General features: G+C 63.6%; 15 protein-coding genes and 2 tRNA genes. 15 read left to right on the forward strand and 2 right to left on the reverse strand.

Annotated features, from left to right (window positions below):
• Nucleotide 1 precedes the first annotated feature (1 nt).
• The 7 genes from AC1RUR_RS17800 (at nucleotide 2) to AC1RUR_RS17830 (ending at nucleotide 8081) form a co-directional block, all read left to right on the forward strand.
• Nucleotides 2–466 carry a GNAT family N-acetyltransferase gene (locus AC1RUR_RS17800; RefSeq protein ID WP_492846246.1) on the forward strand — a complete coding sequence of 155 codons (465 nt, stop codon included), beginning with the start codon at nucleotides 2–4 and terminating at the stop codon, nucleotides 464–466.
• 256 nt (nucleotides 467–722) lie between these two features.
• On the forward strand, nucleotides 723–929 hold the full coding sequence (locus tag AC1RUR_RS17805; RefSeq protein ID WP_492846248.1) for a hypothetical protein: 207 nt from the start codon (nucleotides 723–725) through the stop codon (nucleotides 927–929).
• 79 nt (nucleotides 930–1008) lie between these two features.
• Entirely contained in the window at nucleotides 1009–2181 is a 1173-nt protein-coding gene (locus tag AC1RUR_RS17810; protein WP_492846250.1) for a phosphoserine transaminase, read from the forward strand.
• Nucleotides 2182–2348: 167 nt separating this feature from the next.
• Complete coding sequence (gene serA / locus AC1RUR_RS17815; protein ID WP_492846252.1) at nucleotides 2349–3938, forward strand: phosphoglycerate dehydrogenase; 1590 nt, start codon at nucleotides 2349–2351, stop codon at nucleotides 3936–3938.
• 278 nt (nucleotides 3939–4216) lie between these two features.
• Complete coding sequence (locus tag AC1RUR_RS17820; protein ID WP_492846253.1) at nucleotides 4217–5389, forward strand: thiolase family protein; 1173 nt, start codon at nucleotides 4217–4219, stop codon at nucleotides 5387–5389.
• Nucleotides 5390–5831: 442 nt separating this feature from the next.
• The gene (locus tag AC1RUR_RS17825) at nucleotides 5832–7856 is read left to right on the forward strand and encodes a PatA/PatG family cyanobactin maturation protease (RefSeq protein WP_492846255.1); all 2025 of its coding nucleotides are present in this window, start codon (nucleotides 5832–5834) and stop codon (nucleotides 7854–7856) included.
• A 12-nt stretch (nucleotides 7857–7868) separates the two neighbouring features.
• A complete protein-coding gene (locus AC1RUR_RS17830; RefSeq protein ID WP_492846257.1) occupies nucleotides 7869–8081 on the forward strand; it encodes a cyanobactin biosynthesis system PatB/AcyB/McaB family protein in 213 nt (70 codons plus the stop codon).
• 352 nt (nucleotides 8082–8433) lie between these two features.
• Here AC1RUR_RS17830 and AC1RUR_RS17835 read toward each other — a convergent pair whose 3' ends face one another.
• The gene (locus AC1RUR_RS17835) at nucleotides 8434–8664 is read right to left on the reverse strand and encodes a hypothetical protein (RefSeq protein ID WP_492846496.1); all 231 of its coding nucleotides are present in this window, start codon (nucleotides 8662–8664) and stop codon (nucleotides 8434–8436) included.
• Between AC1RUR_RS17835 and AC1RUR_RS17840 the strand changes: the two genes are divergently transcribed.
• Both AC1RUR_RS17840 and AC1RUR_RS17845 read left to right on the forward strand, forming a co-directional pair.
• Nucleotides 8557–10806 carry a TOMM precursor leader peptide-binding protein gene (locus AC1RUR_RS17840; RefSeq protein ID WP_492846482.1) on the forward strand — a complete coding sequence of 750 codons (2250 nt, stop codon included), beginning with the start codon at nucleotides 8557–8559 and terminating at the stop codon, nucleotides 10804–10806. The two genes, AC1RUR_RS17835 and AC1RUR_RS17840, sit on opposite strands and share 108 nt — an antisense overlap.
• A gap of 3 nt (nucleotides 10807–10809) precedes the next feature.
• Complete coding sequence (locus AC1RUR_RS17845; protein ID WP_492846259.1) at nucleotides 10810–13392, forward strand: PatA/PatG family cyanobactin maturation protease; 2583 nt, start codon at nucleotides 10810–10812, stop codon at nucleotides 13390–13392.
• Nucleotides 13393–13607: 215 nt separating this feature from the next.
• On the opposite strand, the gene AC1RUR_RS17850 is transcribed toward AC1RUR_RS17845, so the two are convergent.
• On the reverse strand, nucleotides 13608–17111 hold the full coding sequence (locus tag AC1RUR_RS17850; protein ID WP_492846261.1) for a PAS domain-containing sensor histidine kinase: 3504 nt from the start codon (nucleotides 17109–17111) through the stop codon (nucleotides 13608–13610).
• Between the two features lie 670 nt (nucleotides 17112–17781).
• On the opposite strand from AC1RUR_RS17850, the gene AC1RUR_RS17855 reads away from it, so the two are divergent.
• The 6 genes from AC1RUR_RS17855 (at nucleotide 17782) to AC1RUR_RS17880 (ending at nucleotide 24614) form a co-directional block, all read left to right on the forward strand.
• Nucleotides 17782–18216: a phasin gene (locus AC1RUR_RS17855; protein ID WP_492846263.1), complete on the forward strand. Its 435-nt coding sequence runs from the start codon at nucleotides 17782–17784 to the stop codon at nucleotides 18214–18216.
• A gap of 334 nt (nucleotides 18217–18550) precedes the next feature.
• Nucleotides 18551–18627, forward strand: a tRNA-His gene (locus AC1RUR_RS17860).
• A gap of 163 nt (nucleotides 18628–18790) precedes the next feature.
• Nucleotides 18791–20131 carry a GSU2403 family nucleotidyltransferase fold protein gene (locus tag AC1RUR_RS17865; protein ID WP_492846265.1) on the forward strand — a complete coding sequence of 447 codons (1341 nt, stop codon included), beginning with the start codon at nucleotides 18791–18793 and terminating at the stop codon, nucleotides 20129–20131.
• A 64-nt stretch (nucleotides 20132–20195) separates the two neighbouring features.
• Nucleotides 20196–20272, forward strand: a tRNA-His gene (locus AC1RUR_RS17870).
• Nucleotides 20273–20439: 167 nt separating this feature from the next.
• The gene (locus AC1RUR_RS17875) at nucleotides 20440–22713 is read left to right on the forward strand and encodes an ATP-dependent nuclease (RefSeq protein ID WP_492846267.1); all 2274 of its coding nucleotides are present in this window, start codon (nucleotides 20440–20442) and stop codon (nucleotides 22711–22713) included.
• A gap of 53 nt (nucleotides 22714–22766) precedes the next feature.
• Nucleotides 22767–24614: a UvrD-helicase domain-containing protein gene (locus AC1RUR_RS17880; protein ID WP_492846269.1), complete on the forward strand. Its 1848-nt coding sequence runs from the start codon at nucleotides 22767–22769 to the stop codon at nucleotides 24612–24614.
• The last annotated feature ends 1 nt before the right edge of the window (nucleotide 24615 follow it).

Genomic DNA, 24615 nt, shown 5'->3' on the forward strand with positions numbered 1-24615 from the left:
CATGAATGCCAAATCCGTCTCCATTCGTCCCGCACGCCGCGAGGATGTCCCTGCGATGATCGCAATGCTCGCCGACGATCATCTCGGGCGCGCCCGCGAGCGCGTGGAGGATCCGTTGCCTGCGTCCTATTACGACGCATTCGCGCGGGTCGAGCGCGATCCCAATCTGACACTCGTCGTCGCCGAGAGCGAGGGCAGGGTGGTCGGCTGCCTGCAACTCGCTGTGCTGTCAGGCATCAGCTCGCAAGGTGGCATCCGCGCTCTGCTCGAGGATGTACGGGTTGCTTCCGATTGTCGCAGCCGCGGCATCGGCGAGCAATTGGTGCAATGGGCCGTGACCGAAGCAAAGGCGCGCGGCTGCAATCTGGTCGAACTGCTGACGCATCAGACGCGCGTCGATGCGCAACGCTTCTACAAGCGGCTTGGATTCACAGCGAGTCACGTCGGCATGACTGTCCGCTTTTGATGCAACAGAGCGTTTTCGAGCGAAGTGGATACCGGTTCGCGTGAAGAAAACGCGTCAAGGCAAAATCTAGAGTCCCGTTCCGATTTTATCGGAACGGGACTCTAACCTCGCGCACGTTGCGTCATCAGCGAAATCGGATCGCGCGTTCGTTCGTATTAAGAGTGGGTAAACTACCCCTCCGTCGTTCACGTGGAACCAGGAACGAACGGTGCTACGCCAGCGTCAGACACCGAGCTCGGTCGGTTCGGGGATTTCGATGACAAGCTATTCGATGATCAAGGTCGGCAACGACTACGTTGTGCAGGCCAATGACAAGTGCATTTTGAAGGTCGGCAGCCGACGCAAAGCCGCGCAATTGATCAGCGAGGCCACGGACTTGCTGAACGCGCTTGCCATGGTCGAATCCCCCGATATTGCGCCGGAGGCGCCATCACTCGCGCGTGAGACCCCGGAACTTCCTTGACGACTCTACCCGTTTCCCGTATCAGCCGCGGCGGGACACCTCCCCCCAACGGGAGGCTTACTATCTGGAAGGGTAGACTATGACTGTAGCGAAGCCCGCTTCGCGGCCGACCGTGCCGCATTTCTCCTCCGGCCCCTGCGCCAAGCGCCCCGGCTGGAACGCCCAAAATCTCAAGGACGCAGCGCTCGGCCGCTCGCATCGCGCGAAGGTCGGCAAGACCAAGCTCAAGCTCGCGATCGATCTGACGCGCGAAGTGCTTGAAGTGCCGGCCGATTATCGCATCGGCATCGTGCCGGCCTCCGATACCGGCGCGGTCGAGATGGCGCTGTGGTCGCTGCTCGGCGCACGGCCCGTCACCACGCTCGCCTGGGAATCCTTCGGCGAGGGCTGGGTCAGCGACATCGTCAAGGAATTGAAGCTCAAGGACGTCACCAAGCTCAACGCGGCCTATGGTGAAATCCCCGATCTCTCCAAGGTCGATCCGAAGTCGGACGTCGTCTTCACCTGGAACGGCACCACGTCGGGCGTGCGCGTGCCGAACGCCGACTGGATCAGCTCTGCCCGCGAAGGCCTGACCATTTGCGACGCGACGTCCGCGGCGTTTGCGCAAGCTCTCGACTGGGCCAAGCTCGATGTCGTCACCTTCTCCTGGCAGAAGGCGCTCGGCGGCGAAGCCGCGCACGGCATGCTGATCCTGTCGCCGCGCGCCGTGGAGCGGCTCGAGACCTACAAGCCGGCCTGGCCGCTGCCAAAGATCTTCCGCATGACCAAGGGCGGCAAGATCAACGAAGGCATCTTCGTCGGCGAGACCATCAACACGCCGTCGATGCTGTGCGTCGAGGACTATCTCGATGCGCTGAACTGGGCCAAGTCGATCGGCGGCCTCAAGGCCCTGATCGCGCGTGCCGATGCCAACACCAAGGTGCTGGCCGACTGGAAGGCGAAGACGCCCTGGATCGACTTCCTGGCCAAGGACGCCGCGATCCGCTCCAACACCTCGGTGTGCCTGAAGTTCACCGATCCTGCGATCACCTCGCTCTCCGACGACGCGCAGGCCGACTTCTCCAAGAAGCTGGTCGCGCTGGTCGAGAAGGAAGGCGCCGGCTACGACTTCGCGTACTACCGCGATGCGCCCGCGGGCTTGCGCATCTGGTGCGGTGCCACGGTGGAAGCAAAGGATGTCGAGCTGCTGACGCAGTGGATCGACTGGGCCTTCGCCGAGACCAAGGCCGCGCTGGCGAAAGCCGCCTAGTTCTTACCCTCCCCTGGAGGGGGAGGGTCGACGCACCGTCAGGTGCGGCGGGGTGGGGTGATCTCTCCACACGGCGCACCGGCAGTTTTTTTGTTGCAGCTTCACCCCACCCCGGCGCTTCGCGCCGACCCTCCCCCTCCAGGGGAGGGTGTGAAGGACACATCCCCATGACCAAGCCCAAAGTTCTCATTTCCGACGCGCTCTCGCCCGCTGCCGTGCAGATCTTCAAGGATCGCGGCGTCGAGGTCGACTTCCAGCCCAATCTCGGCAAGGACAAGGACAAGCTCGCCGAGATCATCGGCAATTACGACGGCCTTGCGATCCGCTCCGCGACCAAGGCGACCGCCAAGATCCTGGAGAAGGCGACGAACCTGAAGGTGATCGGCCGTGCCGGCATCGGCGTCGACAATGTCGAGATCCCCGCCGCCACGGCCAAGGGCGTCATCGTGATGAACACGCCGTTCGGCAATTCGATCACGACCGCCGAGCACGCCATCACCCTGATGCTGGCGCTGGCCCGCGAGATCCCGCAGGCCGACGCCTCGACCCAGGCCGGCAAGTGGGAGAAGAACCGCTTCATGGGCGTCGAGATCACCGGCAAGGTGCTTGGCGTCGTCGGCTGCGGCAACATCGGCTCGATCGTCGCCGACCGTGCGCTCGGCCTGCGCATGAAGGTGGTCGCGTTCGATCCGTTCCTGTCGCCGGAGCGCGCCAAGGACATCGGCGTCGAGAAGGTCGATCTCGACGACCTGCTCAAGCGCGCCGACTTCATCACGCTGCACACCCCGCTCACCGAGAAGACCAAGAACATCATCGATGCGGCCGCCATCGCCAAGATGAAGAAGGGCGTGCGCCTGATCAACTGCGCCCGCGGTGGTCTCGTCGACGAGCAGGCGGTGGTCGATGCGCTCAATTCCAAGCACATCGCGGGTGCGGCCTTCGACGTCTTCGTCGAGGAGCCCGCGACCTCGAACGTGCTGTTCGGCCATCCCAACGTGATCTGCACGCCGCATCTCGGCGCCTCCACCACGGAAGCGCAGGAGAACGTCGCGCTCCAGGTCGCCGAACAGATGTCGGACTATCTGCTCACCGGCGCGATCTCGAACGCCGTCAACTTCCCCTCGATCACCGCGGAAGAAGCGCCGAAGCTGAAGCCGTTCATCGCGCTTGCCGAGAAGCTCGGCTCGTTCGCCGGCCAGCTCACCGAGAGCGGCATCCTCAAGGTCGAGATCACCTATGAGGGCCACGTCGCCGAGATGAAGATCAAGGCGATCACCTCGGCCGTGCTGTCGGGCCTGCTGCGGCCGATGCTGGGCGAGGTCAACGTGGTGTCCGCGCCCGTCGTCGCCAAGGAGCGCGGCATGGTGGTGGACGAGATCGTCCGCGCCGCCCAGAGCGACTATGAGAGCCTGATCACCGTCACGGTCACCACCGAGCGGCAGGAGCGGTCGGTCTCGGGCACCGTCTATGCCGACGGCAAGCCGCGCCTCGTCGACATCAAGGGCATCCGCGTCGATGCCGAATTCGGCAAGTCGATGATCTACGTGACCAACGAGGACAAGCCGGGCTTCATCGGCAAGTTCGCAAGCCTGCTCGGCGACGCCAAGATCAACATCGCCACCTTCCATCTCGGCCGCGTCGCGCCGGGCTCCGATGCCATCGCGCTGATCGAGGTCGACGGCGCGGTGCCGGCCGACGTGCTCGCCAAGGTGCAGGCCCTGCCGCAGGTCAAGCAGGTCAAGGCGCTGACGTTCTGAGGTGAACTCCCTCCGTTCGTCATGGCCGGGCTTGGCCCGGCCATCCACGCCTTGCCGCTCGGCACGAAGAACGTGGATGCCCGGGACGAGCCCGGGCATGACGAGTGGATAGAGTGGGGCGCTCCCCCCGGGATGACGCGTATCATATATTCCGACCCGCGGAACAACGCCGCCTCCCTCACGGGGGGGCGGCGTTTTTATTTCTCCCGCGGCCTTCCAACTTTGTGTACCAATGGCACAAGGACGCTCCGTACCAATCGTTCGAAAGGGAGAAAACAATGCGTGAAGCCGTCATCGTTTCCTATGCGCGCACGGGCCTTGCGAAGTCCGGCCGCGGCGGGTTCAACATCACGCCGCCGATGTCGCTGGCGGCCCACGCCATCCACCACGCGGTCGACCGCGCCGGCGTCGAGAAGGACTATGTCGAGGACTGCTATCTCGGCAATTGCGCCCACGGCGCGCCGAACATCGGCCGGCAGGCTGCGCTGCTCGCCGGCCTGCCGAAGACCACGGCCGGCGTCTCGGTGAACCGCTTCTGCTCCTCGGGCCTCCAGACCATCGCGATGGCCGCCAACTCGATCCGCTCCGACGGCGCCGACTGCATCGTCGCCGGCGGCGTGGAAAGCATTTCCATGCCGGGTGGCGGCACGCCGAAGGAATCGATCGATCCTGAGCTGCTCAAGGTCGCCCCCGACATCTTCATGGCGATGATCGACACCGCCGACATCGTCGCCGAGCGCTACAAGCTCAGCCGTGAGTACCAGGACGAGTTCTCGCTGGAATCGCAGCGCCGCATGGCCGCGGCCCAGCAGGCGAGCAAGTTCAAGGACGAGATCGTCCCGATGAAGACCAAGATGAAGGTCGTCGACAAGCAGACCAAGGCCGAGTCGATCGTCGATTACGTCGTCGACCGCGACGAATGCAATCGCCCTGAGACCACGATGGAAGGATTGGCAAAGCTCGAGCCGGTGAAAGGCCCCGGCAAATTCGTCACCGCCGGCAATGCCAGCCAGCTCTCCGACGGCGCCGCCGCCGTGGTGCTGATGGAAGCCAAGGATGCCGAGAAGCGCGGGCTCAAGCCGCTCGGCCGCTTCGTCGCCTGGGCGACCGCCGGCTGCGAGCCCGACGAGATGGGCATCGGCCCGGTGTTCGCGATCCCGAAGCTGCTCAAGCGCACCGGCCTCAAGGTCGACGACATCGATCTGTGGGAGCTCAACGAGGCCTTCGCCAGCCAGTGCCTGTATTGCCGCGACCAGCTCGGCATCGATCCCGCCAAGTACAACGTCAACGGCGGCTCGATCGCGATCGGTCATCCCTTCGGCATGACCGGCGCACGTCTCACCGGCCATCTGTTGCAGGAAGGCGCGCGCCGCAAGGCCAAGTGGGGCGTGGTGACGATGTGCATCGGCGGCGGCCAGGGCGGCGCCGGCCTGTTCGAGATCTACAGCTGAGACGAACCGAGGGGAATGCAAGAGGCACGGCGCCGCAAGCGCCGTGCCTTTTTGTTGGTGCGTTGTTGACGCGGTCCCGAGACCGGGGAACCTACTTTGCTGTCGCGGTCATCTTCATCGTGGATCGTCGCTCGAAATCAGCGGGTGCTGCCATCACAGCTTTGCGAGCGCAGCAAGTATTGCGCGGCAAACTGAGCCAATTGTTGTCGAGCCGGGCTCGGTATTGACCGCGGTTCACAACTACGCGGCAAAATGACCGTTGCGATCGCCTGTAAGTTGTGTATAGTTTTTGCATACTTTAGGTAGTACGACAGAATTTTTTCGACCGCGACCGACCAGCGCATCCCGATCCGTCCAGTACAAAGATCAGCGTCATAAATGCCTGCGTCGTGCAGGAGCAATGTCGCATGGCATTTTTCGCAATGCCTGCGATGAGGATGCTATGCGTACTCATTCATCTGGGCATCGCTTTTTCCCAAACTGGGGAGACTCGAGCATACGCGTCGCCGTCCTGGACGGAGCGGCGGACGTTGCACATCCGTGTTTCCAGGGGGGGAACGTCACCTTGCTGCCGAGCCCGACCTCGCCGGGACAACAATCGAGCGACGCCATGGTCGCTCACGGCACGCACATCGCGAGCGTGATCTTTGGCCAGCACGGCAGCGAGGTCGAAGGAATCGTGCCGCGCTGCACCGGCTTCGTCATCCCCATCTTCTTCAACGAATCCTACAGCGTTTCGCAGCTCGATCTGGCCCGTGCCATCGAACTGGCGGTCGAGAACGGCGCCCACGTCATCAACATCAGCGGCGGCCAGCTCACCGATTTCGGTGAGGCTGACGCCTGGCTGCACAACGCCATCCGTCTGTGCTGCGATCGCAACGTCCTGATCGTTGCCGCTGCGGGCAATGACGGATGCGAGTGCCTGCATGTTCCGGCCGCGCTTCCCAATGTGCTGGCGGTTGGCGCGCTCGATCATCAGAACCGGCCGATGGATTTCAGCAATTGGGGAGACGTCTATCGCGTAGCGGGGCTGATGGCGCTGGGCGAACAGATCCTCGGCGCCAGGCCGGGAGGTGGAACGACCCGCGCCAACGGCACCAGCTTCGCAACGCCGCTCGTGTCGGGCGCGGCGGCGCTGTTGCTGAGCCTGCAATTGAGCAAGGGTCGCGCGCCAGATCCGCTCGCAATCCGCCGATTGCTGCTTGACACCGCGCTTCCATGCGACCGCAGCGCGGCCAGGGGCCGTGACCGGTGCTTGGCGGGAATACTCAACATGCCTGCGGCTTTTGATACTCTAACAGGGAGTGAGGACATGACTTATCAGTCGATATCCAAGGCCAATGCGATAAGTCCCCAATGTGCGTGCGAGGATGCCGATCAGCCGCAGCAACGCGTGAACGCTGCGCTCGCACGCGAAACGGAGCCGCAGGGCGCAGACGCGCAGCCCGGCGCTTCCGCGCTCAGGCCGGCCGGGCTGGCTACGGCGGAAACGCTTCGCGGCGATTTTTTGGGGCGCGTCGCGGCGCAACCTGGCCGCGGCCCCGACTCGCTCGCCGCGGACCATGGGCTGGGTGCGCGTGCCGCGGACGGCGCGCGGCCGAGTGCGATCGTTCCAAGCCAGTCACCTGACGAGGCCGCGACGGCCCCCGGCAAGGTCTTTGCTCTCGGCGTCCTCGGATACGATTTCGGGACCGAGGCACGTCGCGACACCTTCAAGCAATTGATGCCGCCGAGCGAACAGTCTCCGGCCAATCCGTACGATGCGCGCCAGATGGTCGACTATCTGAAGAGCAATCTGTCCGAGGCGCGATCGCTGATCTGGACGCTGAACATCGAGCTGACGCCGGTTTACGCCATCGAGCCGGCCGGCGCGTTCGCGCGCGATGTCTACGAGGTGCTGCGCAACTTGCTGGACGGCGAGATCAGGATCGAGACCGACCCCGAATATATCGAGCGGGTGAGCGTGCCCGGGCTGATCTCCGGCCGCACCGTGAGGCTGTTCTCGGGACAGGTGGTGCCGGTCATCGAGCCGCAGAACACGCGCGGCCTGTACGGGTGGAAGACCAACATTCTCGTCGATCGCGCCGTCCAGGCGGCGGGCAAGTCGGACCGCAAGCCGATCGATATCAATGCGACGCTCGAGGGATTCCTCAATCGCGTCTATTACGACTTGCGCAATCTCGGAAAGACCTCGCACGACCGCGCGCTCAACTTCGCCGTGACCAACGCCTTCCAGTTGGCCGGAACGTTTCGCGAGTCTCTCGCGGCAGGCATGCAGCTTGACGAAGTCTCGGTCGAGAAGAGCCCATTCTGCCGGCTGGACAGCGACTGCTGGGACGTCAAGCTGAAATTCTTCGATCCCGACAACGTCAATCGCGCCAAGAAGATCTACCGCTACACGGTGGACGTCAGCGACCTCGTGCCGGTGACGATGGGTGAGGTGCGGACCTGGTCTGCAGCCAATTGATCGGAGGGCACTATGGATCTCTATCCCGTTCTTTCGAAGCCCGTGAAGCGTCCGCACTTCGTGAAACCGTCGACTTGTGTCGACGTGGTGCATGGAAAGCGCGACCACTTGATATCGCTGGCGATCAAGCTGGTCCACGGCGCCAACTACAACGATCCGGCGGCGTTCGACGCGCCGCAATACCAGCAGGTCATGAGCTCCGCTCCGGCAGGATGGCGCTTCTGAGTCCGGCTGACGACCCGAGGAAACCAACCAGGAGATATTCCAGATGGCGAGGAAACCAACGGCGGCCAGGCCGCGGTCCAAGACAGCACCGCCGAATAGATCGGATCCACCTCCGCTCGATACGATCAGCTGGCATCAGGGCAACGAGATGAGCATGAACTACAGCACCTACCTGCAGGCCGAGAGGCGAACGATGCTGGCGACGCCGAGGGGAACGCAGGATGACGCGGCGGTGAGCGACCAATCCTACAGGAGGGGGAGAATATGGGCATGACCCCGTCGCTCTAGGGCTCCGCGGGCGTCATCTCCCGATCCGGTCGGCGCGCGCGGCGCTCCCGATCGGACTCAATCGTCAAGAACCGGGTTCGAGTCGATGCTGATGCAGTCTGATTTCGTCGATCATGTCGCGGACGGCCGGGCGCGGCCCGCGAGGCCGTGCATCAAGGCGAATTTCCGCGTCGAAATCGTCGTGCCGATGCACGTCTATCTGCTCAGCGAGCACGCCTCGCACGCTCTGACCGGCCGATTGTATTGCGCCATCGTCCCCTTGCTCGACGGCCGGCACACGCAGGAAGAAATCCATGGTCTCGTGTCGGAGACGATCTCGGGCGACGTCGTGGATCATGTGATCGATCGGCTGAGGCGCCTCGGCTACCTCACGGACGCGGTCGACGCGTTGCCGCAGGGTGTCGCGGCATTCTGGAGCGAGCTTGGTTTCGATCCCGGCCGGGTCGCCGCCGTCCTGCGGCAGGGCAGGATCGCTCTGACGGCGATCGGCGACGTCGAGGTTGCACCTCTGGACCTGCTTCTGTCAGAGGCAGGTCTCGTCGTCGGCGATGCAGGACCGTGGAGCGGCGATGGAGCGGCCGCCGTCCCCGGGTTGCAGGTCGTCGTCACCGACGACTACCTGCGCCCGGAGATCGCGGAGATTAACCGCGCGTCACTTCGGAGCGGGCGTCCCTGGATGCTGGTCAAGCCGGTCGGCAGTGTCGTCTGGCTTGGTCCGATCTTCGTGCCGGGCGAGACCGGCTGCTGGGAATGTCTGGCCCAGAGGCTGCGCGGCAATGCCGAGGTCAAGACGTCGGTGCTCCGGCAGCGAAACGCGCCGCCGGACTCGGTATACCTCCCGACGTCGCGGCCGGTCCTCCCCTCGACGCTCAAGCTGGCGCTGAATTGGGCGACGACGGAAATCGCGAAATGGATCGCGGCACGGGCACTGGACGTCGATGCGAACGGCCCCGCCATGCCGGAGACGCTGGCCGGAAAGATCGTCACGCTCGATCAAGTCACCCACGCATGCCGAACGCATTTGCTGCCGCATCGGCCCCAATGTTCCTGCTGCGGCGATCCCGGGCTCGTGACCCGGCGAGGCTTCCAGCCGATCGCGCTGGAATCCTCCCCGAAGCGGTACATCGGTGATGGCGGCCATCGATCGCTGACGCCCGAGGAAACCCTCGACCGCTACGGGCACCTGATCAGCCCGGTCTCCGGCGTGGTGATGGAGCTGACGCGGATTTCGGATCCGGCCAATCATTTGGTGAACACCTACAAATCAAGCCACAGCATGGGCACCGTCGGGTCGCTGCGCGGCCTGCGCCAGATCCTCCGGCACACCAGCTCCGGCAAAGGCAAGACCGGCAGCCAGGCGCGCGCCAGCGGCTTCTGCGAGGCGATCGAACGTTATTCCTTCATCCATCAAGGCGACGAGCCGACGATCAAGGCCACCCTGGCCGAGTTGGGCGACGACGCCATCAATCCCAAGCGCTGCCTCAATTTCAGCGAGGCTCAATACGCCGATCGGGAGACGCTGAACGCCGCCTCCACCGTCGGCAACAACTGGATACCCCAGCGCTTCGATCCCGATCGTCACATCGACTGGACGCCCGTTTGGTCGCTCACCGAGGGGCGGCGGAAGTTCCTGCCGACGGCGTATTGCTATCTCTGGTATCCGCTGCCGAAGGACCACGAGTTTTGTCGCGCGGACTCGAACGGGAATGCCGCAGGCAACGATCTGACGGAAGCGACTTACCAGGGCTTGCTCGAGGTCGTCGAACGCGATGCCGTGGCGCTCTGGTGGTACAACGGCCTGAAGCGTCCGGCCGTCGATCTCGCAAGTTTCGATGATCCGTATTTCCAGGATCTCGCGCAGCATTACCGCGACATCGGCCGCCAGATCTGGGTTCTGGATCTGACCGCCGATATGGGCATCCCGGTGATGGCCGCGGTGTCCCGAAGGACGATCGGGACCGAACGGCTGATCATCGGCTATGGCGCGCATCTCGATCCGGCCGTCGCGATCACGCGGGCGCTCACGGAGATGAGCCAGGTCGGCCTGGAGCTGGACAAGATCCCCGATGACCGGATCGACACCGACAGCGCCGATTGGCTGCTGCGGGCCACCGTCGAGAACAAGCCCTTCCTGGTGCCCGATCGGTCGGTGCCCGCCACCAGGGCCGGTGACTTCGCATCCACGAAGACCAACGACATTCGAGATGATGTCGAGATTGTCGTTGCCGCGGCGCGGCGCGCCGGTCTCGATGTTCTCGCTCTCGACCTGACGCGTCCGGACATCGGGCTGAGCGTCGTGAAGGTCGTCGTGCCCGGCATGCGTTTCTTCTGGCAGCGGTTCGCGCCGGGACGCCTCTACGACGTGCCCGTCAAGCTGGGGTGGCTGAACCAGCCAACGGCGGAAGCCGAGCTGAACCGGGCACCGATGCCGTTCTAGTTGATGCCGGCGTTTTCCGGCAGCGCCGGAAGCCGCCGGTGGCCAAGCTTCTTCCACAGGAAGAAGGAGCCAAGCGACCCGCTCAAAGTGGTCGGATATGCGTCAATCAACGGAGATAGCCATGAATACCACGAACAGGAAGCCGATCCAGACCGCGCCTGTCGCCCGCAGGGTGATTGGCAATCAGGCCGAGTTGCTGGCCGAATTGTCGGAAGAAACCCTCGTCGGCGTGAACGCCTCCATCAGCGTCACGCTGCCGTGCGGCATCTCGGGTACGGCGGGCTGCGCCTATTCGGGCGACGGCGAATAGCACGCCGGCGACAGCAATCGGCTGATCGTCGCGCGGCAGTGCCGGCGACGGTCGGTGGGACTCTGAGAGGGAACGCACGCCGCTTTCGGTGGTGGGCGTTCCCCGATCCAGACACAGCCGATCGCGGTTTCGTTGAGGCAACCCGCGTCCGAGCACGATCCCGGGACGGAGCACTGGCCATCATGATCGCCGCTAAACGCCAGTCCGGTGCCGGACAACAGCACGATCTGGATGACCGCATTCCGGGCCTCGCTGTGCTTCGACGGCACACGGCTGGCGACCGCCGAGTCACCATCGTCATTCTCGACGGCAATCCGGATCTCACGCTGTCCTGCTTCCGCGGCGACGGCATTTCCAGGATTTTCCCGTACTGGCATGATCGTGCGGTGCCGATTACGACAACGCAGCACGCACTGTTTCGTCAGATCGCGAACAGCGATGTGCCGCGCGAGGTAAGAGACAAGCAATTCCTGACGGCATTCCCGCGACCGATTCTGTTCCGCTTCCTCGGTGATCGCCATGCCACGCATATTTCCAGCATCATTGCGGGACAGCCCGGCACGCCGGCGCCGGGAATAGCCCCCGATTGCCGCGTCATCGTCGTGCCCCTGAACGAGGTCGGTGATCCCGGCGAGTTTCTCTCGCCGCTGAATCTGGCCCGCGCGTTCGATCTGGCGCGTGAGTTCGGCGCCAACATCATTCATTGCGCCGCGTGCGTGCCGACCCAGACCGACTCGCCGCACGAAGTGCTGGCGCAGGCGGTCGGCAAGTGCCGCGATGACGGGATCCTGATCGTGGCGCCAGCCGGCAACAATGCCGGCGATTGCCGCTGCATCCCTGCGGTGCTTCCCGGAACATTGGCGGTCGGCGCTTTGAAGGACAGCGGCCAGCCGTTCAAGTTCAGCAATTGGGGCGGCAATTACGCGATCGACGGCATCATGGCGCCGGGCGAGAAAATACTCGGGGCGCAGCCCGGTACCGAAGAGCCGATCCGCGAAATGGGCACGAGCGTCGCCGCGCCCGTCGTAACCGGCATCGCCGCCTTGCTGATGAGCCGGCAATTGCAGCTCGGCCGGCCGATTGATGCGGAGGCGATCCGCAAGGCGCTGCTGGTCACGGCCCGGCCCTGCGATCCCGCCGTCGTCACCGAGACCGAACGCTGCCTGCGGGGCGTGCTCGACCTGCCGCTCGCCGTCGACGTCCTGTTCGGCCAGCCCGGCGGGACCACGGCGCAGACCAATCGCGCGCGCCTGTTTGCCAGCGGTCTCATTCCGCAGCAATCGGCCACAGCAGAGACTGCGTCGGCGAGCGGCGTCGAGGAAGCGATTGTTTCACCCGCAACTGTCGCGGCGCCCCCAGTCACGGAAGCGGCCGGGCTGGATCCGTCGGCGGGTGCGGTCACCGATCTGGTCCGGCCGAGCACGGCTCATTCCGGCCTGATCTATGCGCTTGGCCGCCTGTCCTTCGATCTGGCATCCGAAGCCGGTCAGCAGGCACTGGCGCAGCGCATGGCGCGGGCCGTGCAAGCGGGCGAGCTCGATCATGCGGATCCGAACGACGTACGCAGTCTGATCGAATATCTCGACAAGAATCCGACCGAGCGGCGTTGCATCATCTGGACCCTGGAGCTGGATGGCGGACCGATCTACGCGCTGGAGCCGAGGGGGCCTTACGCGGATGCGATCTACGACGTCCTTTTGCAGTTGCTGGCGGGGCAGGTCATGCCTTCCGATGCAGCCGAGTTCGTGGAGCGCGTCAGCATTCCGGCCCGCCGCACCGAACGCACGGTGCAGTTGCTGGCGAACGCCACGGTGCCGGTCGTTGCGCTGTCCGATGTGCGCGGCATCTATGGCTGGCAGATCAACGCGCTGGCGCGCGACGCGGTCGCCTCGGCCGTCCTGCCGCCCGGCGGCGCCCCGGACGATCAGAGGCTTCACGACGGGATCGTCGATTTCCTCAATCGAGTCTATTTCGAGCTGCGCAATTACGGATCCACCTCACGCGATCGGGCCATGAACTTCGCGGCCACCAATTGCGTGCAGGCCGCATCCGGCTTTGCCAGGGCGCTGGCCGAAGGGAGGAAGCTTGAAGCCGTGACTGTGGCGAAGAGCCCGGTTTGCCGAATGCACAGCGATTGCTGGGAATTGTATCTGACGTTCAATGACGCCGATGACGAGCGGCGCGCAACGCGGGTCTTTCACTTTACGGTCGACGTCTCCGACGTCATGCCGGTCACCGTCGGTACCGTGAAATCATGGATGAAGAGGCGGATCTAGTCGCGCGTGTTCGGGTCATTCGGCCATTCCCGACGGCAGCAAGGCCGAGCTGCGCCAGAAACTCGCCGACTACCAGCGCGACTTCTCCGCCTGGATGGAGACCGCGCTGAAGCTGGCGGCCGAGCTGAAGGCCATGTCCGAGGCCTTCTCTTCGGTCGAGCCCGTGATCGAGGTAGAGGTTGCAGCGAGTATGCCGCCGGATCGAGTAAGCCCTCCTACGCCCCCGCCACCACCGGCGCGAACGCCACTTCGATCAGCGTGCCGTGGCCTGCGCTCTTGATGTTGAACCGGGCGCGGTTGGCTTCGACCAGGGCCTTGGTCAGCGACAGGCTGAGCGCCGAATTGTCCTCGGCATCGCCCGGCGGCGGGGTGCGGAACGGCTCCATCGCGGCGGCGACCTCGCGCTCGGTGAGGCCATGGCCGGTGTCGCGGATGCGAAGCGCGATCTCGCCGCGATCGGACAGCGCGGTCGAGACGATGACCTGGCCGCCGGCGCTGGCCAGCCGGATCGAGTTCGAGATCAGGTTCATGGTGATCTGCCGCATCGCGCGCGCGTCCACCGTCACCTGCGGCAGCGCGTGCGCAAGCGAGGTACGGATGATGATGCGCTCGCGGTTGGCCTGCGGCTGCATCACCACGACGCAGGCCTCGACCAGATCGTTGAGGTTGAGGTTGGCGAAGTTGAGGTCGAGCTTGCCGGTCTCGATCCGCGACAGCTCCAGCAGATCGTCGATGATCGCGATGACGCGCTCGCCGGAGGCGCGGATGTCCTTCATGTATTCGCCGTAGCGCTCGTTGCCGAGCGTGCCGAAGCGCTCGGAGATCATCACCTCGGCAAAGCCGATGATGGCGTTGAGCGGCGTGCGGATCTCGTGGCTGATCCGCGCCAGCATGTCGGCCTTGGCATTGGCGGCGCCGTCGACGAGGCGGCGGGCCTGCGTCAGCTCGCTCTCGCCCTTCTTGCTCTGCGAGAGGTCGCGGAACACGGCGAAGAAGTTCGGGCCGTCGGGTCTCGTGCGCCCCATGATCATGGCGAGCGGAATGACGCCGCCCTTCTTCTCGCGTCCCAGCACCTCGCGGCCATGGTCGAGCAGGCTCGCAATGTCCTGGCTCTTCAGGCTTTCGAGATAGTCGAGCACGACGTGCTGGCTTTCGGGCGCGAACAGCGTCACCAGGTTCTGCTGCATCAGGGCCTCGCCGTCGTAACCGAACAGCGCCTCGGCGCTGCGGTTGCAGGCGTGGATGTTGCCTTCGGCATCGAACATCACGATGCCCTCGGCCGTGGTGTCGAGGATCGCGGCGAGATCCTCGGCGTCGGCTTCGCCGGCCTCGGGCTCGGGCTCGTAGGGGAAGGATTCCGCGATGACAGGCTCGGCGACGACGGGCTCGGCGGCAACGGGCGGTGCGACGACAGGCGCGGTAATCACGGGCGCGGCCACAACAGGTGCAGGATTGGGCAGCGCGCAGATCAGCGCATGCGCGCTCTCGCCGTCCCAGTCGATGGTGTGCAGGTGCGCCTCGGTGGTCGGCAGCGGCTCTTCGCCGTTGGCAACCGTCGCGCTGATCGTCACCGGCGTGCCGGCCTGCGAGGTGCTGCTGGCGGACGACACGCCCGGCTCGACATAGAGCGCATCGAGCCCGCCGGCATTCTCCAGCGCGCCCACGCTGGCATGGCCCATGCGCGCGAGGAACGCCGGGTTGGCGTAGAGCAGGCGGTCGAGGCGATAGATCAGGATGCCCGTGGGCAGCAGGTCGAGCAGCGCGCGGTCGCGCAGGCTTTCGCCGCGCGCCGGCGGCGCCGGCTCGGTCAGCCATTGCGCCGGCGCGGGCGTCGTCTCCGGCGCCTCGATCGGCGGCTCGGCTGCGATCTCCTCTGCGGGGGGCTCGGTCGCGCTGGCGGCGATCGTCTCGCGCTCGCGTTCGAGCCGCTCGGACAATTGCCGGGCGAGCTCGTTGAACGCGCTGTTCTCGATCGGCGTCAGCGTCGGCGATCTCTGATCACCGGGCGATCTGGTATCGCCGGGGGTGCGGAACGGCACAACGTTGGGAGGCGTTTCCACTGGCGTTTCCGGTTCGGTCTTGTGTGAATTCGCTTCGATGACGGGTTCGGGCAGTTCGGCGACGGGCTCGGGTGCAGGCTCAGGCTCGGGTTCGGGCGGCCCGGCCGGCGGAGGCGGCGCCTCTGCCACCGGCTCCGGCTCCGGATCCGGATCGGCGATGTCGGCGGAGAGGCCGTGTTGGGCCGGCGGCTCGACGAACAGCTCGAAGCGGCGGAGCGCATCGAGCCGGTTGAGGCCGTCGAGATCGCGGCAGACGCCAAAGCCCTTGAAGCCGGCAAAGTTGCGCGCGTGGTCGTAGACCGGCAGGCCGGCGAGCTCGACCGGCAGATGCTCGCCGCCATCGGCCGGCCAGTTCACGGTGATCCCGGCCCAGGTGTCGTGGCTGGCAAGCGCCTGCGCGACGCGTCCCTCGGGGTCGAGCGCGAACTGCTCGGCGATCTCGTGCCAGGGGCGGCCGAAACCGGCGGCGGTGTGCGCGCCCATCAGGCGGATGAATTCGCTGGACGCCAGCACGAAGCGGCCCTCTGCATCCATCTGCCAGAGGAAGCGCAGCGGATGCTGATGCGGCGCGGGCGTCTCTGTGGGACCCGACGGCGGCTCGACCATAAGGGGCGTGATCGGCGCAGCCTGCGGCGACACGATGGCTGCGGCCAGGTTTTCAACCGGAGATTCTTGAGCGGTTTCGGCTGCCTGGTGGGCCGTTTCCTGAACCGGCTGTTCGCCCGCCTCCCTGACGGCCTGCTGGATCGAGACGAGCTCTGCCGCCGGCTCGCTCGCAGGCACGTCCTGCGCGATCGTCCCGATCGGCGCGGGCGTTTCGACAGGCTCGGCGAAGGCGTCGAACATCGCGATGTCGGACGGAGCCTCGTTCGACGGCGCGCCCTGCACCTGGTCCGGCACCGCGGCCGGAGGTTCGGCCGACGTAATCTCTGGCGCGGGCTGAACGGCCTCTTCGCGCGCGGTGTGCTCTGCGGCCTCAGGCGCAGTCTCCGCCGTGGCCGCCTCCGCCACAGCCGGCTCGATCAGCGCGACCAGGCCGACATCGGCGCCCTTGCCGACCCGTTGCAGCACCATCTGCCCGATGCCTACAGGCGTCTCGGCGCGGCCGTCGCGAAGCGCATCGCTGCGGGCCTGCTCGAGCCCGGCCTCGCCGAGGTCGCGGAAGCCGAGCAGGGACCGGGCGGCCTCGCTGGCGCCGGCGAACATTCCGTCGGGCGCGAACGCCGCCATCGGCACCTGGGCGCCCTCGACGAGGCGATGCAGGCGCTCGACCAGCGGCATGGTGCGCATAGTTGTGTCCATCGCGGTGACGAGCACGCCATGGCTGCCGTCGGCGAAGTCGAGCCGCGCGCAGGCGCAGGTCATCAGCGTGCCGAGCCGGGCGCCGAAGCCGCGCAGCCGTTCGAGCCTGACGGCGCCGCCTCCCGGCAGCTGGAGCGCGAGCCGGACGACCTGGCGGCGATGGCTGTCGGCCGGTCCAAAAGTCCTTTTCGCCAGCGCCGCGGCATGCGCCGCGCCGAAGAATTTCGCGCCGACCGGATTGGCCCACAGCACCCGCGTGCCGTCGACCGACCAGAGCCAGGCGGGCAGCGGGGACGTCGCATGCACGGCCAGCCGGGGATCGCCCACGCCTCGCAACTGGAAATCCGAACTCGTCATCCGACCGGCTTTAAGTCTCGCTGTCACGCGTCTGGTCCCAAGGCTGCCGGGAATGACAGCCTTAAGAAAGGGTTAGTATCGCGCGCGGGCGCGGGCAGGTCCACGGTCCCAGCCTAGGGGGAAGGGCCTAATGCCGCGATAACCTTAATCCAGCCAAACCCGCAAGCCGCACCGACGCGGCATCCGCAGGATTCGCGGGGCGGGGCGTGGCTAGCGCGGCACCAACAGGTGCCCATCCTCCCCTGGAGGGGGAGGATCGGTTCGAAGGGCGCAAAGCGCCCTGCGAACCGAGGTGGGGTGACAGTCTCTCCACCGAGGCGCTGCCCGCGGGGAGAGATCACCCCACCCGCTCGCGCTGCGCGCGATCGACCCTCCCCCTTCAGGGGAGGGTAAGAATGCTGGCCCCTTTCACCAGGTCAGTATCATTTACTCAACCACCGGTTCCGCCACTCCGGAGCCTCATCCTCCCCGAGATTAAATTTTCGCGACGCACCCGGATCGCGTTGCGCTGCACAATGTTGACATGTTAGGCAGTAATACTACCGGGCGTTGGGCGAGCCATCTCGTTTCGCGTATCCGGTCTCCGCACCGCTGAATTCGAAGGCCCAGATTGGGGCCGGCGGGCGCGCCAGAAGGCTCACTCCATTTTCCAATATCGTGAGGGACAACCATGACAGGTGCGACTGATCCATTCTCTGCCTCCATCATCCCGTTCGAGGTGCCGGAGCAGATGCGTGCGTTCGCCGAAAAGGGCGTTTCGCAGGCCCGCGAGAGCTACGCCAAGTTCAAGGACGCGGCCGAAAGCCATAACGGCACCGTCGAGGCCGTGTTCTCCTCAGCCAGCAAGGGCGCGAACGAATACACCGCCAAGCTGATGGAGTTCATGAAGGCCAACACCACGGCCCATCTCGACTTCACCCAGGAGCTGCTCGGCGTGAAATCGCCGTCCGATGCCTTCGCGCTGTGGACCAGCCATGGCCGCACGCAGCTCGAGACCTTCCAGGCCCAGGCCAAGGAGCTCGCCGAGATCGCCCAGCGCGCCGCCACCGCGGCCGTCGAGCCGATCAAGGCCAGCGCCTCGAAGTTCTACCCGCCCGCCGCCTGAGCGGATCGGGTCTGAATGAGTTGAAAACCCGGGCCGCAAGGTCCGGGTTTTTCTTCACCTCTCCCGTGCTTGTCCGCCGAAGCCTTTTGGCGAAGGCGGATGCGGGAGAGGGCTCTCGCGTCACGGGGAGTGTCGCCGCCAGGCGGGCGAGGGGAGCGCAACCTCGCTACGGTCGCCATCAAGCCCGATTTCATCGCGCTCAGGGTGATTTACCCCGGTTTTTCGTCCGTTTGCGGCCTTGCCAAAAACGGCCGTTGCACCTAGTTTCCGCCCCGTCCAGCCCCCCTCGGTGACCGGCCCGTCAGGGCGCCCCCAAGGCGCGGCTCGCAAGGATGCAGTTGTAGCTCAGTTGGTTAGAGCGCCTGTCTGTGGAACAGGAGGTCGGTGGTTCGAGCCCACCCAACTGTACCAGTGCCGGCAATGATTTAGCCCCGACACCCCGGAACGGATTTGTGGCCGCCCGCCTTGGCGGCCGCAATTATCATCATTTCGCGGACTGCGTATAACCGCTTGGGACCCGCCAAAAATCTGTTATACTCAACTTGCGAAATGAGTATAACTCCGGTGAGGAGCGATGGCACCCCCGAAGCTGGTCCTGCAAACCACCTACGCCGAACTGTTGGACCGAAGCACCAACGCGGCGTTTGACGATGCGTTCGCGGAAGATGGTTCGTTCATCGCCAAGACGGTGAAGCAGCGAAAGTACTGGTACTTTCAAGCGGGCGCGGGCGAAAATCGCAGCCAAAAATATGTCGGCCCCGAAACCCAAGAACTGCTGGACCGGATCGCGCGTCACAAGGAGCATCGCGACGACATCAGGGAAAGGCGAGCGCTGGTATCGACGCTTGTCAGGTCCTTTGGTTTGCCGCGACCGATTCCGGACATCGGCAACGTTCTGGCTGCCTTGGCCAAAGCGGGGGTATTCCGACTTCGCGGCGTGCTCGTCGGCACCATTGCATTTCAGACCTACCCCGCGATGCTCGGCGTGCGGCTTCCTGGCGCTTTGCTGCAAACCGGCGATATCGACATTGCGCAATTCACGAATGCGTCCGTCGCGGTTGGAGACAGCACGCCTCCGGTTCTCGACATCTTGAAGGAGGTCGACGCGACTTTCCGGGCGGTGCCGCACGTCGTCGATGGACGGCGCGTGACGAGCTACGCGGCGAAGGGCGGCGTGCGAGTCGATTTCCTCACGCCCAACACCGGTCGCGAAACGGGCGAGCCTCAGGCCCTGCCTGCGCTGCAAACCGACGCGCAACCGCTTCGCTTCCTGGATTATCTGATCCACGATCCCGAACCGGCCGTGATACTGCACGCTTCAGGCATATCCGTTCATGTTCCGGCGCCGGCACGGTTTGCGATCCACAAGCTCATCGTTTCGAGGCGCCGGAGAGAGGGGGCGGCCAAACGCGATAAAGATATTCAACAGGCCGAGGCGCTGTTGCGGACACTTTCCGAGCTGAGGCCGCATGATGTGAAGGAAGCCTGGGACGAAGCACGCGAGCGTGGCCCAGCATGGCGCCAACTGCTGGAAGAAGCACTGACAGAGGTCGAGAGCGTCACCCGTGACCTGACGCTGAGAACGGTCGGTGCCGTGCGGTCTCTGCTTCCGGGCATCGATCTCAATTTCGACAGCGCCCCTCCGCGCTACGATGTCAGCCGGGACGTCGTTGCATTCGCAGGGCGAGCCCTTGGCCGGCAGGTGGCCTGCGCGATCAGCCGGGAGGCGCTCGACGACCACTTCGGGACCGACGGCCTCGACAAGGAGGGAAGGGTGCAGGCTTTCCTCAGGAGCCGGTCGAAGATCGAGCAGATAGCGCGCGCGAAATATCTGAATGGTCCGATCGAGGAGCCGGATGTAGTGCTCGTGAATACGTCGGACGTGCGGGGGGCGGCGCGGCCGTCGCGCCGCTAGGTCTGGATCCAGCCCCTCGGTGACCGGCCCGTTCAGGGCGCTCAAAGGCACGGCTCGCAAGGATGCAGTTGTGGCTCAGTTGGTTAGAGCGCCTGTCTGTGGAACAGGGGGGCGGTGGTTCGAGCCAACCCAACTGTACCAGCGGGATTCCTTCACGACCTCGCCTCACCAAGCAGCGGGCTGCTGTCTTACCCTGTTACCAATCTTCGTCGGTGACGAATTTCATTCGTGACAGTATGTGCCGGCGGCCACATCCTTAGGATGTTTGACGGCTGTTCGGCCAGCCTGCCCTTTTTGGGGGAACTTGTATGCACATCCAGGCACTTCGGATTCGAAACTTCCGGCGGTTGAAGAATGCCCGCGTTGATTTTCAGAAAGATATTTCAATCTTCGTGGGTGCGAACAACAGTGGCAAGACCTCGGCCGCTCACGCCATAGGTCTCTTCCTGGGCGACGAGAGCGGGGGGCTGACGGTTCACGACTTCAACGCCGAGACCTGGACAACGATGAACGCGTTCGGCAACGAAGAGCCCGACGCCGAGTTGCCCACCATTTCCATGGATTTGTGGCTGGCTGTTGGGGAGAATGACCTCTACCGCGTCCTCGAGCTGCTTCCGCGCGTAAAATGGCAGGGTAGTGTCGTCGGCGTGCGAATTGAGTTTGCCGCAAGCGATTCCGCAGGCCTGCTCGCGCGATATAAAGAACGAAGACAAGCTGTTCTCAGCGCCGTACCTCCCGCAAATGGACAGGAAAAGGGCGAGTTCGACCCTTCTCCTAGAAACATGCGCGAGTTCCTGACTACGAACATCAAGCGCGAGTTCGGACTTCGCTATTTCGTACTGGATCGAAATAGATTCGATGCCAATTTTGAGGCCATCGGCGACGTCCAGCCGCAGCCCTTCAGTCGAGAGCATGGCAAACAGGGTAGAGACGTGCTCGCGTCTTTGATCAAGGTGGACATGCTCTATGCCCAAAGACACCTGTCGGATGCGGCGGGTGGAGCTAGAGCCGAGGACCTAACCAAGCGTATCGGACGGATTTACGCGACGGGTGCGAACGAGCGTGGAAACCATCCAGAGGCCCTTCGAGCGCTGATGGATGCCGAGCAAAATTTTAACAAGCATCTCAAGGACGTCTTTGAGCCGTTCCTAGCCCAAGTCGCGCAGATGGGTTATCCCGGTGTCGCTAATCCGCATCTCATCATCAAGTCCTCTCTCAATCCAATGGCGGTGCTGGCTGCCGCGGACGGCGCTCAGGTTCATTATGCGCTCACTGATGCGCAAGGCGACGCTGAACTGACCTTGCCCGATCAATATAACGGCCTCGGGTACAAGAACCTCATCTACATGATTATCGAACTCTTCGATCTGCACTCGAGATGGCTCAAGATCGAGGACAGCCGGCCGCTCCTGCATCTGATATTCATTGAGGAGCCCGAAGCCCACCTGCACATGCAGTTGCAGCAGGTCTTTATTCGGAAGGTCCTCGACATCGTTAAGGTCGTTGGCGAGGCCGCCGACTTCGCAACGAGCCAGGTCGTAGTGACGACGCACTCATCGCATATTGTCTACGAACTTGGATTTGTCCCCGTTCGCTACTTCCGACGCTCTGGTGTCGGGAAGGGGCAGCAGTCAGAGGTATTGAACCTCTCACTCTACTACGAGCAACTCGGACCGCCTTTGAGCGAATTTCTGGTCCGCTATATGAAGTTGACCCATTGTGATCTGTTCTTTGCCGACGCAGCCGTGCTGGTGGAGGGAAACGTCGAACGTCTCCTACTCCCCGAAATGATTGCGATCGCCGCACCCCGCTTGCAGTCCACATATCTCAGTGTCCTCGAAGTTGGTGGTGCCTATGCACATGTGTTCCGCAGCCTAATCGGTTTCATCAACATTACCACCTTGGTGCTTACCGATATCGACAGCGTCGTAGGGCCCAAGGAGGAGGGTGCTATAATCGACGGTGCAGTCGTCGATCTGGCGGGCACTGTCGATACTGATGACGATGACCCCGGTGAGGCCTGCCTTGTTGCCACTCCTGGCGCGATAACGTCGAATCGCACGCTGATCAGCTGGTTGCCAGGGAAGACCAAGATTGCTGATCTTCTCGCTGCCACGCCCGAACAGAAAACGCAGAAAGGTACGCTCGTGCGGATCGAGTACCAAAGCGCCACCGAGTTCACGTCGAACGGCGAGACGAAGGCGGTGGTTGGGCGCACGCTGGAGGAAGCTTTCGCACTCGAAAACTTCGACTGGTGCCAGGGTGCCGAGCGGAAGAGTTTGGGACTTCGGCTTAGGGGAGCGGCCAGCTTGACAGTCGACGAGCTCGTTGAAAAAATTCATAAGCGTGTCACCTCCTCTAGTTTCAAGAAGACAAATTTCGCACTCGCCTTACTGGAACAGGATCCCGGAGCGTGGAAAGTCCCACGGTACATTCGCGAGGGATTGGAGTGGCTTGAGAAGGAGGTGGCCCCGCCTCCATCTCCTTCCGAGGCCAAACCAGAGTTCGTGATCGAAATCGGCACCGCAGAGGACAAGGTCGCGCCCGAGACTTCCCCAGTGCCGGAGGAAACTGGAAAGTGACAATTCGAGTCCATCAACCTGATACTCAGGCCGACCAGGAGCTTAGGGCGTGCTTGGATGAGAAGCCGATCCATAGCTTCGTCATGACCGCCGGCGCTGGATCGGGAAAGACCACATCGCTGGTCAAGGCCCTTGCTCATCTCGCGGCGACAAAGGGCCCGCAGTTTCGCCAGAGAGGGCAACGCGTCGCTTGTATCACCTACACCGAGGTAGCGGTCGGCGAAATTTGGGGAGACGTCGGCAATGGGCCGCTGTTTCATGTCTCAACGATTCACAGCTTTCTCTGGAGCATCATCCGACCGTTCGCCGACGACATTCGGGAGTGGGTGGAGTCGCGTGTCAACGAGAAGGTCGCTGACACTAATGAGCGCATCGAGAAGCCCCGGACCCAATCGGCAACAAAGGCGAGATTGAGAGAGGACCTGGTCCGCTACGCAGAACAGATCGAGGCCATCAAGAGCGTGGCCTATTTCACTTATGGCATCGGGAGCAACTACTCCGAAGGTGTGCTCGGCCATGACGACGTCCTCAAGATCGGACGAGCAATGATCACGGACAGCGCGTTGATGCGCCGTTTGGTTGCTGATCGTTTTCCGTATCTCTTTGTCGATGAGAGCCAAGACACCGATCCTGCCGTCGTCGAAGCTTTTCGCCTCATAGAGCGGGATCACGCGGGCCGCTTCTGCCTAGGGTTCTTCGGAGACCCCATGCAGAAGATTTATTTGACGGGCATAGGCCCTATCGAGATAGCGGAAAAGTGGTTTTCAATTACCAAGCCCGAAAACTTCCGCTGCCCCCGGCTGGTGCTCGACGTCGTAAACAAGATACGCGCGAAGGGCGATGGCCTCGAACAGACCCGCGGGAGAATGGTGGAGACCGATGGCAAACTCGTTTCGGTTCCGGGGACCGCTAGGATATTTGTGTTACCAGCCGACAATGCCCGCAGTCAGCGCCTCCAAGGAGTCCGCCAGTGGCTTAGGGAGAAAAACAACGACGAACAATGGCTTGATGATTCGCTTGACGGAGGTGTCAAGGTCATGGTGCTCGTTCATCGCATGGCGGCGCAGAACATGGGCTTCCCTGACATCTACGCTGCGCTAAATGATAATGGTTCGAGCAGCCTCAAAGATGGTCTGCTCGATGGTTCTGCTTGGGTGTTGCGCCCGTTCCTCCAGTATGTCCTGCCGATCGTACGCGCGAGTCGCAATGGCGATGACTTCGCTGTGATGAATCTGCTGCGGGCCACCGCGCCCGCGCTACAAGCCGAGAACGTCAAACCGCAGACGATCCGCCAAATACTTGATAAGCTAGAGGCCGATATCGACGATCTCGTCACGCTCTTCCAGAGGACGAACCCGCCAACGACGCGCGAGGTGCTAACACTGCTCCTTAATCGCAACCTCTATCCCATCGATGAGCGGCTTTTGTCTTACCTCGCGGATCCGCGTCTCGGTTCTGACCCTACCGAGGGTTCTGGCGACGACGCAGCGGTCGCCGCTTTCTTTGCCTGTCCCGCGACGCAAATGTCGGCATACGAGGATTACGTGATGAGGCAATCTCCCTTCGATACTCACCAGGGTATTAAGGGTGCCGAGTTTTCACGCGTCCTAGTCGTGCTCGACGATGAGGAGGCAAACTACAATCTGTTCTCGTACGGGAAGTTCTTCGGTGTCACATCGCTCTCAGATACCGACAAGGCAAACATCAAGGACGGGAAAGAGTCGGTCTTAGACCGTACCAGGCGTCTCTTCTACGTGTGCTGTTCTCGCGCCGTCGGCGATCTGGCAGTCGTGCTCTACGTGCCCGAGGCGGACGTTCCGTTAGCCGCACAAAATGCCAAGGAGTTCTTCCGAGAAGAGGACATCTTCACTGTGGGCGATCTAGCCTCGCATCAGGGCTGAC

This window comes from Bradyrhizobium sp. GW821-FHT12B03 (genome assembly GCF_058807535.1).

Bases quoted from the DNA above. Each gene is read 5' to 3' on its own strand.
- AC1RUR_RS17800 (WP_492846246.1), top strand. From the start codon at position 2: ATGAATGCCAAATCCGTCTCCATTCGTCCCGCACGCCGCGAGGATGTC.
- AC1RUR_RS17805 (WP_492846248.1), top strand. From the start codon at position 723: ATGACAAGCTATTCGATGATCAAGGTCGGCAACGACTACGTTGTGCAG.
- AC1RUR_RS17810 (WP_492846250.1), top strand. From the start codon at position 1,009: ATGACTGTAGCGAAGCCCGCTTCGCGGCCGACCGTGCCGCATTTCTCC.
- serA (WP_492846252.1), top strand. From the start codon at position 2,349: ATGACCAAGCCCAAAGTTCTCATTTCCGACGCGCTCTCGCCCGCTGCC.
- AC1RUR_RS17820 (WP_492846253.1), top strand. From the start codon at position 4,217: ATGCGTGAAGCCGTCATCGTTTCCTATGCGCGCACGGGCCTTGCGAAG.
- AC1RUR_RS17825 (WP_492846255.1), top strand. From the start codon at position 5,832: ATGCGTACTCATTCATCTGGGCATCGCTTTTTCCCAAACTGGGGAGAC.
- AC1RUR_RS17830 (WP_492846257.1), top strand. From the start codon at position 7,869: ATGGATCTCTATCCCGTTCTTTCGAAGCCCGTGAAGCGTCCGCACTTC.
- AC1RUR_RS17840 (WP_492846482.1), top strand. From the start codon at position 8,557: ATGCACGTCTATCTGCTCAGCGAGCACGCCTCGCACGCTCTGACCGGC.
- AC1RUR_RS17835 (WP_492846496.1), bottom strand. From the start codon at position 8,664: ATGGATTTCTTCCTGCGTGTGCCGGCCGTCGAGCAAGGGGACGATGGC.
- AC1RUR_RS17845 (WP_492846259.1), top strand. From the start codon at position 10,810: ATGCCGGCGTTTTCCGGCAGCGCCGGAAGCCGCCGGTGGCCAAGCTTC.
- AC1RUR_RS17850 (WP_492846261.1), bottom strand. From the start codon at position 17,111: ATGACGAGTTCGGATTTCCAGTTGCGAGGCGTGGGCGATCCCCGGCTG.
- AC1RUR_RS17855 (WP_492846263.1), top strand. From the start codon at position 17,782: ATGACAGGTGCGACTGATCCATTCTCTGCCTCCATCATCCCGTTCGAG.
- AC1RUR_RS17865 (WP_492846265.1), top strand. From the start codon at position 18,791: ATGGCACCCCCGAAGCTGGTCCTGCAAACCACCTACGCCGAACTGTTG.
- AC1RUR_RS17875 (WP_492846267.1), top strand. From the start codon at position 20,440: ATGCACATCCAGGCACTTCGGATTCGAAACTTCCGGCGGTTGAAGAAT.